9 protein-coding genes and 1 other RNA gene are annotated in these 14,093 nt (G+C 33.4%); all 10 read right to left on the bottom strand.

The genetic code is table 11. From position 1 onward, the window contains the following. Window positions 1-23: 23 nt before the first annotated feature. Entirely contained in the window at window positions 24-695 is a 672-nt protein-coding gene (locus ACKTST_RS05315; RefSeq protein WP_408046705.1) for a Crp/Fnr family transcriptional regulator, read from the bottom strand. Window positions 696-791: 96 nt separating this feature from the next. Next, window positions 792-1,628: a hypothetical protein gene (locus tag ACKTST_RS05310; RefSeq protein WP_408046704.1), complete on the bottom strand. Its 837-nt coding sequence runs from the start codon at window positions 1,626-1,628 to the stop codon at window positions 792-794. Between the two features lie 126 nt (window positions 1,629-1,754). After that, window positions 1,755-4,025 carry an aconitate hydratase gene (locus ACKTST_RS05305; RefSeq protein WP_408046703.1) on the bottom strand — a complete coding sequence of 757 codons (2,271 nt, stop codon included), beginning with the start codon at window positions 4,023-4,025 and terminating at the stop codon, window positions 1,755-1,757. 169 nt (window positions 4,026-4,194) lie between these two features. Then, a complete protein-coding gene (locus tag ACKTST_RS05300; protein ID WP_408046702.1) occupies window positions 4,195-6,972 on the bottom strand; it encodes a bifunctional aconitate hydratase 2/2-methylisocitrate dehydratase in 2,778 nt (925 codons plus the stop codon). Between the two features lie 283 nt (window positions 6,973-7,255). Beyond that, window positions 7,256-7,563, bottom strand: an RNA gene (gene rnpB, locus ACKTST_RS05295) — RNase P RNA component class A. Between the two features lie 167 nt (window positions 7,564-7,730). Continuing rightward, the gene (gene dnaJ, locus ACKTST_RS05290) at window positions 7,731-8,855 is read right to left on the bottom strand and encodes a molecular chaperone DnaJ (protein ID WP_408046701.1); all 1,125 of its coding nucleotides are present in this window, start codon (window positions 8,853-8,855) and stop codon (window positions 7,731-7,733) included. Window positions 8,856-8,925: 70 nt separating this feature from the next. Next, a complete protein-coding gene (locus ACKTST_RS05285) occupies window positions 8,926-9,489 on the bottom strand; it encodes a nucleotide exchange factor GrpE (protein WP_408046700.1) in 564 nt (187 codons plus the stop codon). Window positions 9,490-9,595: 106 nt separating this feature from the next. Next, entirely contained in the window at window positions 9,596-10,909 is a 1,314-nt protein-coding gene (murA, locus tag ACKTST_RS05280; protein ID WP_408046699.1) for a UDP-N-acetylglucosamine 1-carboxyvinyltransferase, read from the bottom strand. Next, entirely contained in the window at window positions 10,910-11,542 is a 633-nt protein-coding gene (locus ACKTST_RS05275; protein WP_408046698.1) for a DUF4290 domain-containing protein, read from the bottom strand. 47 nt (window positions 11,543-11,589) lie between these two features. Continuing rightward, a complete protein-coding gene (locus ACKTST_RS05270) occupies window positions 11,590-13,917 on the bottom strand; it encodes an ATP-dependent helicase (RefSeq protein WP_408046697.1) in 2,328 nt (775 codons plus the stop codon). Between the last annotated feature and the right edge of the window lie 176 nt (window positions 13,918-14,093).

Raw genomic sequence — 14,093 nt, 5'->3', positions numbered from 1 at the left:
ATAAAATGTTAACTAGCTGACACTTACGCGATTTTTTTTCGTAATCTTACTTCTTTTCTGTTAAAATCGATTACTTTTTCTTGTTTTAACTCGTTCATTAAAGCATTAAGTGTTGGACGTGATGTTCCAATTAAAGTAGCAATATCTTTTTGTGTGTACGGATGCTTAATTACATGATCGCCATTTTCAGGGCATTCGTAACCGTAATCTTCACATAAATCTTTAAAAAATTCTAATAAACGAGTTTTGGTATCCTTAAATAGTAATAATTGTAGTCTTCTTTCTAACTTTTTAATTCTTAACCCGATAAACTTATAAATTTTGAAACTCACTGATACGTTCTCTCTCATTAAATCATACATGGTATCTTTTGAAACCGGACAAATAATCGTTTCATTATCTAATGATTGAGCAAATTCATTTCTTTTATCAATTCCTAAAATTGCTTTTTCACCAAAAAGTTCTCCCTTAGTTAAAATTGCTTTTATTACTTCCTCTCCTTCTTCTGTATAATACCCTATTTTAACCTTTCCGCTATCAATTAAATAAATTTTGGTTGCTGCATCTTCTTCAAAGTATATATAATCGCTCTTTTTGTATAAGTTAAAATCGTGATTTCCTTTATACTCTGAGTATTTATGCGGACATAATATGTTGAATAAATTTACTTCATCGAAAAACCAAAGTGCACTCATAGTTTATAACTTTAAAACCTAGGTCGGAAAAACTAAAATTGCATTACAAAAAAAGCTCTAGAATTTTCTAGAGCTTTTTAAAAACATGTATAAGTTTTATCTTAAACTATATGTCAAATTTTGAGTAAATGTTGAGTTAAGACTTCCGTCTGAATTGTATGTCTTTTTTACAATCTTGGTTGGTCTATCATCTGAATTATATTCATATTCAAATGTTCTACGGACAAAATCTTTACCTGAATTAAAATCAAAAAACGAAAACTTAATTGGATTATTCGTTTGATACATTATATCCCAATCCATACCTGTACCATCTGTAGCATAAGGTAATGATATATTTTTTATAGCTTCCCCAAAATACGGTCTATTATTTAAATCATAACTCCAAGTTTCAGTATTATCAAGGTCATACATGTTAAAAGTAATATCATAAACGCTTAAAGTCTTTGCTGTAAAGTTATTCCCTATGCTATATCCAGAAATAGCATAATATCTATCATGTTTGTTATTATTATAACTTTCTTGTTTATCAAAAACATAAACATTATTTACTTCTCCTGTATTAAAATAATCATATTTTACATAAAAAATAGTACCATTATGATGGTTATCTCTTTTTACTTCTACTACTTTTCCTGAACTATCGTAAATAAAATTTACCGTATAATAAAGCGTATTAGGTTTGGTAATACTTTTTATTTGTTTAATTCTATCATTAGCATCGTAAATAAATTCTCTGTAATATGTTTCTGTTTCGTTTTTTGTTAACCTATTTTTTGAATCATAAGTAAAATTCAACTCCGTGGTACTTCTCGAAGAAATATTAGTTATTTTGGTTACATATAATTTTTTGTTTGATTGTGTAGGTTCTGAATCATCGCTTGAACAAGATGCAATAATAAATGCTGAGAGTAATAAAAAAATCTTTTTCACTGATTAAATGTTTAAAATTGACTGCAAAATAAAAAAAGCCTTAGAATTAACTAAAGCTTTAATAAAATATTCATCCCTTTTTATAGGACATACAACACGTTTAATCAAACGTTTATCACTCTAAGGTTATAATGCGTTCTGCTTTTTAATCAAATTTAGCGCTGAACCTTCATTATACCATTCAATTTGTCCTTTGTTATAGGTGTGGTTTGTTAAGATAATATCTTTTGAACCATCTGAATGAACCACCTCAATTGTTAATGGTTTATTCGGAGCAAATTCATGTAAATCTAAGAAGTTAAAAGTATCATCTTCTTGAATTAAATCATAATCTGACTCATTCTCGAAAGTTAATCCTAACATTCCTTGCTTTTTAAGGTTAGTTTCATGAATACGTGCAAATGATTTAACAATAACTGCAACCACTCCTAAATGACGAGGTTCCATAGCTGCATGCTCACGAGAAGAGCCTTCACCATAGTTATGGTCACCAACTACAATTGTCTTTATTCCTTTAGCTTTGTACTCTCGTTGTACTTTAGGCACTGCGTCATACTCTCCAGTTAATTGATTTTTTACAAAATTCGTTTGCTTATTAAACGCATTTACTGCTCCAATTAACATGTTGTTAGAAATATTATCTAGGTGTCCACGGTAGCGCAACCAAGGCCCTGCCATAGAAATATGATCTGTTGTACATTTACCAAAAGCTTTAATCAATAATTTAGCTCCTTTAATTTCATCTCCGATTGGAGTAAACGGAGTTAACAATTCTAAACGCTCAGAGTTTGGGTCAACTACTACTTCTACTCCACTTCCATCTTCAATTGGCTCTAAATATCCATTATCATCTACCTCAAAACCTTTAGGTGGTAATTCCCATCCTGTTGGCTCATCTAACATTACTTCCTCTCCATTTTCATTGATTAGTTTATCTGTCAACGGATTAAAATCTAAACGTCCTGCAATAGCTATAGCTGCTGTTAATTCTGGTGAAGCTACAAAAGCATGTGTATTTGGATTTCCATCAGCACGTTTTGCAAAATTTCTATTGAATGAATGTACTATGGAATTTTTAGGAGCATTTTTTGGATCTTCATAACGTCCCCATTGCCCAATACATGGTCCACAAGCATTTGTGAAAATCTTCGCATTTAGTTTTTCAAAAACTTGTAAAATTCCGTCTCTTTCAGCTGTGTAACGTACTTGTTCTGACCCTGGGTTGATACCAAACTCAGCTTTGGTTTTCAATCCTTTATCCAACGCTTGTTGCGCTACAGAAGATGCTCTTGACAAATCTTCATAAGATGAATTGGTACAAGAACCTATCAATCCCCATTCAACTTGTAATGGCCAATCATTAGCTTGTGCTTTCTGGGTCATTTCTTTACCTACTGATGTGGATAAATCTGGAGTAAATGGTCCGTTTAATAAAGGACCCAATTCTGACAAGTTTATTTCGATTACTTGATCAAAATATTGCTCTGGATTAGCATATACTTCTGCATCAGCTGTTAAGTGTTCTTTAATTTTATTAGCCGCATCAGCTACGTCATTTCTATCGGTTGCACGTAAATAACGTTCCATAGAATCATCATACCCAAAAGTAGAAGTAGTTGCTCCTATTTCTGCTCCCATATTACAAATGGTTCCTTTACCTGTACACGACATTGCTGTGGCTCCTGGTCCAAAATATTCAACTATTGCTCCCGTTCCTCCTTTTACTGTTAAAATTTCTGCCACTTTTAAAATAACATCTTTTGGAGCTGTCCAACCTGATAATTTACCTGTTAATTTTACTCCAATTAATTTAGGAAATTTTAATTCCCAAGGCATACCCGCCATCACATCAACAGCATCAGCTCCTCCAACTCCGATAGCGACCATTCCTAATCCTCCTGCATTTACAGTATGTGAATCGGTTCCAATCATCATTCCTCCAGGAAATGCATAATTTTCTAAAACTACTTGGTGAATAATTCCTGCTCCTGGTTTCCAAAAGCCAATTCCGTATTTATTAGAAACAGATTCTAAAAAATTAAATACTTCATTAGAATTATTTAGAGCAGTTTGTAAATCGGTAGAAGCACCTACTTTTGCTTGAATTAAGTGATCACAATGTACCGTAGTTGGCACTGCTACTTTTTTCTTTCCTGCTTGCATAAACTGCAATAATGCCATTTGTGCGGTTGCATCTTGACACGCAATACGGTCTGGAGCAAAATCTACATAATCAATTCCTCTTTTAAAAGCTGTAGTTGCTTTTCCATCCCATAAATGTGCATATAAAATCTTTTCTGCAAGCGTTAATGGTTTACCAGTAAGTTTTTTTGCAGCATTTACACGCTCTTCAAACTTACTATACACCTCTTTAATCATTTCAATATCAAAAGCCATGTGTTTGTTAGTTTAGTTTACATCTCTAAAGTTAGGAAAAAAAGGTGTAATCAACTTTACTTCGTTATAATTAATACTAATACAAGTATCTGATTCGTTGATTATGTTATACAAAAAAAGTCCGAGTAGTTAACTCGGACTTTCTATATGTTAAAAACATCAATAATTATTACATTACTAATTGCTTTTGAGATGGTTTAAACTTCGTTAAAACTATACCATCTACTGCTTTTTCATATTCTTCCATAGTAGGAGTTCTCCCTAAAATAGTTGATAATACTACTACTGGAGTTGATGATAATAAAGATTCTCCTTTTTTACCATCAGTATCTTTTACTACACGACCTTGGAATAAACGTGTTGACGTTGCCATTACGGTATCTCCTGGTTCTGCTTTTTCTTGGTTCCCCATACAAAGGTTACATCCTGGACGCTCTAAATATAATTTGTTGTCATATTTTGTACGTGCAGCAGCTTTTGGATTGTTGTCATCAAATACAAAACCTGCGTACTTTTCTAATACTTCCCAATCTCCCTCAGCTTTTAACTCGTCAACAATATTATACGTTGGAGGCGCTACTACTAAAGGTGCTTTAAATTCTACCTCTCCTTGTTGCGCTTCAATATTCTTTAACATTTGCGCTAATATTTGCATATCTCCTTTATGCACCATACAAGACCCTACAAAACCTAAATCTACTTGCTTGGTTCCTCCATAATATGATAACGGACGAATGGTATCGTGTGTATAACGCTTTGATGGATCTTCGTTGTGAACATCTGGATCAGCAATCATTGGTTCAGCAATTTCATCTAAATCGATTACAACCTCTGCATAGTATTTAGCATTTGCATCTGGTCTTAACGCTGGTCTTGTTCCTGTTTTTATTTCTTGAATTCTGTTATTCGCTTTATCAACCAATCCTTGTAAAACTTGCTTTTCATTATCCATACCTTTTTCAATCATGATTAAGATACGATCTCTTGCAATTTCTAACGATTCGATTAATGTTTCATCTTCTGAAATACAGATAGATGCTTTTGCTTTCATTTCCGCAGTCCAATCTGTAAATGTAAATGCCTGATCAGAAGTTAACGTTCCAATATGAACTTCAATAATTCTACCTTGGAATACGTTTTCACCACCAAACTGCTTTAACATTTGTTGTTGCGTTGCATGCACCACATCACGGAAGTCCATAAAACTTCTCATGTCTCCTTTAAAAGTAACTTTTACAGAATCTGGAATTGGCATCGTTGCTTCACCAGTAGCTAAAGCTAACGCTACTGTACCAGAATCAGCACCAAAAGCAACCCCTTTAGACATACGTGTGTGAGAATCTCCACCAATAATTACATCCCAATCATCAACAGCAATATCATTTAATACTTTATGAATAACATCAGTCATTGCGTGATATTGTCCTTTAGGATCACGTGCAGTAATTAATCCGAAATCATTCATAAACTTCATTAATCTTGGAATATTCGCTTTTGACTTATCATCCCAAACTGAAGCTGTGTGACACCCAGATTGATAACCAGCATCTACAATTGGAGAAATAACAGTTGCTGCCATCATTTCTAACTCTTGAGACGTCATCAACCCTGTAGTATCTTGTGATCCTACAATGTTTACCTCTACACGAACATTAGATCCAGTATGTAATATTTTTCCTGGAGTTGTTCCAACTGCATTCTTGTTAAAGATTTTCTCTACAGCTGTTAACCCTTGTCCTTCAACAGAAATTTCTTTTGAAGGTGCATAAACTTGAGGAATATCGATTCCTAAAGTCTTACATGCAAATGTTTGTAATTTCTTACCGAATACCACAGCGTAAGAACCTCCAGCTTTGATAAACTCCATTTTCTGTGGTGTTAAAGCTGAAGAAATATCTTTTAACTCTTGGTCTCCGTTATATAATTTCTTTGTTTTTGTGTTGATAGTTAAAACAGTTCCTGTTTCAACTGAATATACTTGTTCTAATACAGGTTCACCATCTGCATCATAAACCGTGTTTCCTTCAGCATCTTTTTGTTTTACCCAGTTTTGTAAATCAACTCCAATACCACCTGTTACACCAACCGTAGTTAAGAAAATTGGTGCAATACCATTGGTACCAGCAATTACCGGAGCTATATTGATGAATGGCACATACGGACTTGAAGAAATCCCTGTCCATAAAGCAACGTTGTTTACACCCGACATACGAGAAGAACCAACTCCCATTGTACCTTTTTCAGCGATTAACATAATACGCTTATCAGGGTGTTGTGCTTTTAACTCTAACACTTCTTGTTGCATATCTTTATTATGCTCGAAAATTGATTGTCCATGTAACTCACGATCAGATCTTGAGTGTGCATCTGCTCCAGGTGATAATAAATCAGTAGAAATATCTCCAACACCTGCTACATAAGTTACTACTTGAATTTCTTCCTCTATTTCTGGTAACTTGGTAAAAAATTCTGCTTGCGCATAGCTTTCAATAATATCTTTTGCGATAGCATTTCCATCTTTCATAGCTTCCGCTAAACGATCGGTATCTGCTTCGTATAAGAATACTTGAGTTTTTAACACTTTAGCAGCTTCTTTTGCTATAGCTTCATCATTTCCTAAAGCTAAGTCTAATAAAACCTTAATTGAAGGTCCTCCTTTCATGTGCGATAATTGCTCAAAAGCAAAAGCAGGAGTTATTTCTTCTACAACAGACTCTCCTAAAATAATTTCTTTTAAAAAATCAGCTTTTACACCAGCAGCACTCGTAGTACCAGGTAAAACATTATAAATAAAGAAATTAAGAGATTCTTTTCGATGTACATTAGTAACATCTTTAATTTGTGAAATGATTTCAGTTAATAATTCACTTCCATCAATTGGCTTTGGGTGTAAACCTTGGCCTTTTCTTACTTCAATCTCTTTTAGGTAATCTGAGTATGTGTTCATAAAAAAGCTTTATTTTAAATTTTAAAAAAGTAAAACTACCATCTTCTAAAACTGGTTTTTACACAGTTCTATCCTGTTGTTTTTTGCCTAGCAAAAGTACTATTTTAAGCTTGAATTAAAAAATAAACAACAAAACAGACGAAATACTAAATTAATTTAATTTGAAACCTCACTTTTTAAATTTTTATCAAAAAAACACATGAAAATAACCTTAAAAATTATCAAATTGATAATTAGCTATTTTTAAAGAAAACTAAAAAAATCTTATAATGATTCTAAATAGGAAAAAAGCAGACCAGTAAGCTGGATTCTGTTCCTTAAAATAAGGCTCTTATCATTTATCTAGTTCCGAAATTACTAACGGAATCAATCTGCCTACCCCTTAGAATCGCGCGAGTAACGCTCAAGCTCTAATGTACATGGCATTGCACCGCATAGAGTTTACCTGGTTTCACTACAGCATTACCTGTACATACTTTCTGTTGCACTTGTCCTCGGTTTACACCGGACGGATGTTATCCGCTATGCTACTCTATGGTGTCCAGACTTTCCTACTTATATTAATACAAGTCGATAAGATAGGTCTGCTTAATATTTTGTGTCTTTATTCATAAAAAAACCCACTCAATAAATTGAGTGGGAAAATTGCTATGAAAAAGAAAAAGTGTCTAGAACGTCTCCTAGACACTGCAAATATATAATTGTTTTTTGTTTTAAAAAAATTAAAAATCAAAAAAAATTACTTTTTTAAGTTTTTTTTAAGAAAACATATCTTTTACCTTCTCAAAGAAAGATTTGTCTGACTTTTGCGGATTTGGACTAAAGTTGTCATCTCCTTGCATATCTTCAAAAAACTTACGTTGTTCTTTTGTTAATTCTTGAGGAGTCCAAACATTGATATGAATTAAGAAATCTCCGTTTCCGTAACGCTCAATACTTGGTAAACCTTTTCCTTTTAAACGTAAAATTTTACCTGATTGCGTTCCTGCATCAATCTTAATTTTTACTTTTCCTGTTACGGTTTCAATTTCTTTTGAAGTTCCTAATACAGCTTCAGAAAAATTAATGTATAAATCGTAGTGAATGTTACTTCCTTCTCTTTTAAGAGTATCGTGAGCCACTTCTTCTATCAATACTAATAAATCTCCTGGAATAGAATTTTTACCTGGTGCTTCGTTTCCTTTTCCTCCTACTTTTAATTGCACGCCTTCTGTAACACCTTCAGGAATATTGATAGAAACTGTTTCTTCTTTAACCACCATTCCTTGAGCATCAGCTCCTGATGGTTTTTTATCTAACATTTCACCTGCACCATGACAAGTACCGCAAGTAGTTGCTGTTTGCATTCTACCTAAAATAGTATTGGTAACTCTCATTTGTTGCCCACTACCATTACAAGTAGAACATGTTTTATAGGTTACTCCTTCGGCTTGAACTTTTCTACGAACTTTTACTTTCTTCTCAACACCATTCGCTATTTCTTCTAAAGTAAGCTTTACACGGATACGTAAATTACTTCCTTTAACTCGCGCTTGACGCTGACCGCCTCCACCGAAACCTCCGAAACCACCACCAAAAGCACCTCCGAATATATCTCCGAACTGGCTGAAAATATCATCCATATTCATACCGCCACCACCGAATCCTCCGTGACCTCCTTCAAAAGCAGCATGACCATATTGATCGTAACGAGCTTTTTTATTCTCATCACTTAAAACTTCATAAGCCTCAGCAGCCAGTTTGAATTTTTCTTCTGCTTCTTTATTATCAGGATTCTTATCTGGATGGTATTTAATAGCCATCTTACGATACGCCTTCTTAATTTCAGCTTGAGTAGCCGATTTTGTAATTCCTAATATTTCGTAATAATCTTGTTTTGCCATTTTGTTTCAATTGACAATTAACAATTAACAACAAACAATTGATAATTGATAATTGGTAATTATTAATTGTTTATGCTTGCCCTACTACCACTTTTGGGTGACGAATTATTTTGTCTCCTAATTTATATCCGTTTTCTACACAATCAATAATTTTACCTTTTAAATCATCTGATGGTGCTGGTATTTGAGTAATTGCTTGGTGAACTTCAGCATCAAAGTCGTCTCCACTCTTTACTTCTATCTTGGTTAATCCTTTTTGTTCTAACGTTTTTACCATTTTTTGGTAAATCAACAATACTCCTTTACGTAATTCTTCTGCCTCTTTATCATCTTCAATATGTGTCAGTGCGCGTTCAAAATCATCTAAAATTGGCAGTAAAACTGTCATCACTTCTTGTCCTGCTGTTTTAAAAAGCTCAATACGTTCTTTAGAAGTTCGTTTTTTGTAGTTTTCAAATTCTGCAAATAAACGTAAATATTTATCTTTTTCTACTTGAATTAACTCTTCAACAGTTGGTTCTTCTTTTGCCTCAACCTCTTTATTTTCTTGAGTTTCTTCGTTATTCTCACCTAAGTCGCTATTTTTTATAGCGTCATTTATTTCGTCTTCTTTTGTATATTGATCTTTACTCATTGTAAATCGTTTCTTATTTTTTACATCATTAGGTTAACAAGAATATTGCCAATAAAAAAATCGTGTCAAGTTGACACGATTTTTTTATTTAATATCAATTAAATATTTAATCTTCAATTCTTTCAATTTTTGCTCCAATAGATTTTAAACGTGCTTCAATATCTTCGTAACCTCTATCAATTTGTTCAATATTATTAATAATACTTGTTCCTTTTGCTGATAAAGCTGCTATTAGTAAAGAAATACCTGCACGAATATCTGGAGAAGTCATTTTAGTAGCTTTTAATTGTGATTTAAAATCGTGGCCAATTACTGTAGCTCTATGAGGATCACATAAAATTACTTTAGCTCCCATATCAATCAACTTATCTACGAAGAACAGGCGGCTTTCAAACATTTTTTGGTGGATTAATACCGTACCTTTTGCTTGTGTAGCTACCACCAAAACAATACTCAATAAGTCTGGAGTAAACCCAGGCCAAGGTGCATCGGCAACTGTTAATACAGAACCATCAATATAGCTCTGAATCTCGTAACTTTCTTGTTCTGGAATAAAAATATCATCTCCTCTTCTTTCTAAATTAATTCCTAATTTTCTAAACACATTAGGAATTTGACCTAAATCGTCCCAACTAACATTTTTTATCGTTAGTTCAGAACGCGTCATAGCTGCCATACCTACCCAACTACCAATTTCAATCATATCTGGTAAAATGGTATGCTCGCAACCTCCTAACGATTCTACTCCTTCAATCCTTAATAAATTTGAACCTACTCCTGAGATTTTTGCTCCCATAGAGTTCAACATTTTAGATAATTGTTGAATATACGGTTCGCAAGCTGCATTGTATATTGTTGTTGTTCCTTTTGCTAATACTGCAGCCATAATAATATTTGCAGTACCAGTTACCGAAGCTTCGTCTAACAACATATCTGCTCCAACCAAACCTGTTTCGGTTTCTACTCCGTAGAAATATTCTTCACGGTTGTAACGGAACTTTGCTCCTAAATTGATAAACCCTTCAAAATGCGTATCTAAACGACGACGACCTATTTTATCACCTCCAGGACGAGGAATATATCCTTTACCAAAACGAGCTAATAACGGACCTACAATCATAATAGAACCTCTTAAAGAACTACCGTCTCTTTTAAAATCTGCAGATTCTAAGTATTTTAAATTGATATCATCCGCTTGAAAACTATACGAATTTTTAGATAGTTTCTCAATCTTAACTCCTAATTCTCCTAAAATGAAAATCAACTTATTAACATCAATAATATCAGGAATATTATTAATAATTACCTTTTCTGAAGTTAATAACACGGCGCAAATTACTTGTAACGCCTCATTTTTTGCACCTTGCGGAGTTATTGTTCCGTTTAATTTGTGACCTCCTTCAATTTTAAATGATGCCATTTATTTTTTTCTGTATTTAGTGTTCGATTTTCCTTTTGTTTTGTGCTGACCTTGACCGCTACGTTTTCTTAGTAAACTCTTACTATCTGCTAAATCTTCTTCTATACTACGAATGTCTATTTTTCCGTTAGACAACTCATATAAATGGTCGAAAATAACACTATCATCAACCGTGTCTTTATTCCAGTTCAAATAGCATTTTTTCATATGATTCGCAATCGTAAACACTAACGCTTCTTTCATATCTCCTTCTTCCCAAGTTAATGCTACATCAATCATCGTTTGAATGTTTGTTCCGTAAAAACGGTATTTTGATGCTGATTTAGGATAAGCCATTCTTTCTGGCTTCTCTGCTAGTTCTTCTTTTGATGGAGTTTCGTATGGTGAATCTACATCCAATTCAAATTTAGACATGATATGTAGCTGATCCCATAATTTGTGTTTAAAATCTGGAACATCACGCAAGTGAGGTTGTAAATTTCCCATCACATCAATAATTGCTTGCGCCATTGTATTACGCTCTTCTCTATCTTCTAAAGCCACACAATGGTTTACCAATTTTTGTATGTGCCTTCCGTATTCGGGAATAATTAATTTGGATCTTTCTGAATTGTATTCTAAATCAAACGTCATTTCTCTATATTTTATCCATGCAAAATAGGTAATTATTTACGAATTAGCTATCCGATTACCTTCAATTTTGCAAATTGTAATAATAATTTCTTTTTGCCTACTGTACTAAACTCTATTTCTGCTTTTTTATTAGGTCCTTTTCCTTCTAAAGCTAAAACTTTACCTGTTCCAAAACGATTGTGTTCTACAATATTTCCTACTGTAATTTCACCGTCAAATAAATTCATTTTTGGATTCATTTCTGAAACCTTTTTCATTTTACTTTTTGGCGGAATCGTCATTGGTTTTTCTTTCTTTTCTAAAAACTCTTTTCTCTTTTTCTGGATTGGTTTTTGGAATCGAATTTTCTTTGGAGCATCATCAAACAAACTTGCATCAATGAATCTGTTCATTGATGGTTCCGGTACTTTAGGAGTTAGATATTCTAAGTATTGATCGTCTATTTCTTCTAAAAACCTACTCGGTTCACCATCGGTTAATTTACCCCAACGATAGCGTGTTTGTGCATAGGTTAAATAAGCTGCTTTTTCTGCTCTTGTTAACGCTACATAAAACAAACGACGTTCTTCTTCTAATTCGCTACGGGTATTCATACTCATTGCTGAAGGAAACAAACTCTCTTCTAACCCAACGATATATACATACGGAAACTCTAATCCTTTTGATAAATGAATCGTCATTAACGAAACACGAGGTTCTTCATTTTGCTTATCAGAATCAAAATCGGTTGCTAGTGCTACATCTTCTAAAAATGAGGTTAACGAAGCGTCTTCTCCTGTTTCAATTTTATCGGTAATAAAATCTTTTATTCCGTTTAATAATTCTTGAACATTTTCAACTTTATTTACACCTTCTGGAGTTCCGTCTTTTTGCAAATCTCTAACCAACTGAGTTTGTTTCACTACTAAATCGGCAATTTCAAAAGCATTTTTAGTTTGTGCTTCTATTTGAAAACGCTGAATCATATTCACAAAGTTTTGCAACTTTGTTTTGGTACCTGAATTGATACTGATATCAATCGTGCTGATATTCTTCAAAATATCAAACATCGATTTTTTATAATGATTCGCTGCAATTGTTAACTTATCTATCGTGGTTGCACCAATTCCTCTTGCTGGATAATTGATAATACGTTTTAACGCCTCCTCATCATTCGGATTGATTAAAATTCGTAAATACGATAATAAATCTTTAATTTCTTTACGTTGGTAGAATGAAATCCCTCCGTAAATTTTATACTTAATATCTTTTTTACGCAATGCATCTTCTATTGCTCTCGACTGTGCATTTGTACGATATAAAACAGCAAACTGATCACTTGTTAGCTGATGGTTCATTTGGTTTTCCCAAATAGATTGTGCTACAAAACGTCCTTCTTCTCCATCAGAAATCGTACGCATCACTTTTACACTGTCTCCCGCATCGTTAGCTGTCCAAATTTCTTTATCTAACTTGGTTTTGTTTTTATCAATTACACTATTTGCGGCACGAACTATATTACTTGTAGAACGGTAATTTTGCTCTAGCTTAAAGGTTTTCACATCGGGATAATCCTTCTGGAAATTCAAGATATTTTGAATATTTGCTCCACGGAATCCATAAATACTTTGCGAATCATCTCCTACCACACAAATATTCTGAAAACGATCTGCCAATGCACGTACAATTAAATACTGAGAATGGTTTGTATCTTGGTACTCATCTACCAAAATATAACGGAAACGATCTTGATATTTTGCTAACACATCAGGAAAACGCGCTAACAATTCGTTGGTACGCAACAATAAATCGTCAAAATCCATCGCTCCTGACTTAAAACATCTATCTACATACTCTTTGTAAATATCACCTGTCCTTGGTCGACTTGCTTCTAAATCGGCTTGCTGTAAATCAGAATTATTAAAATACGCTCTTACCGTAATTAAGCTGTTCTTAAAAGAAGATATTCTGCTTAAAATCTGCTTTGGCTTGTATCGATCTTTATCTAAATTCATTTCTTTGATAATCGCCGTTATCAATCGAACTGAATCTTGTGTATCGTAAATTGTAAAGTTTGACGGATACCCTAATCTATCAGCTTCAGAACGTAAAATACGTGCAAAAACCGAGTGAAACGTTCCCATCCATAAATTTTTAGCTTCGCTATAACCTACCACTTTACCAATACGGTCTTTCATTTCGCGCGCAGCTTTGTTGGTAAAAGTAAGTGACAAAATATTAAACGCATCTACTCCTTGCTCCATTAAATAAGCAATTCTGTAGGTTAATACTCGTGTTTTACCCGATCCTGCTCCGGCAATAATTATCATTGGACCGTCTTTTTGTAAAACGGCTGCTCTTTGTGGTTCGTTAAGTTGCTCTAAATAAGTGCTCAATGAAAAATAAATTGAAAGAATTTAAAAATGGGAAATTAACTATTCTTTTAGGTTTATTAAAAGTTCTGAACCATTTTTTATTCACGAATTTTATTCACACTAAATTCGAGACATATACCGAATAACATAAAATTATGCTTTAGAGCCGAATTATTAATAATTCGTTTTAAAAACCG

The organism is Tenacibaculum crassostreae, from assembly GCF_964512405.1.
GTDB classification, from domain to species: domain Bacteria; phylum Bacteroidota; class Bacteroidia; order Flavobacteriales; family Flavobacteriaceae; genus Polaribacter; species Polaribacter crassostreae.
This window is presented reverse-complemented; position numbering and strand designations above follow the sequence as displayed.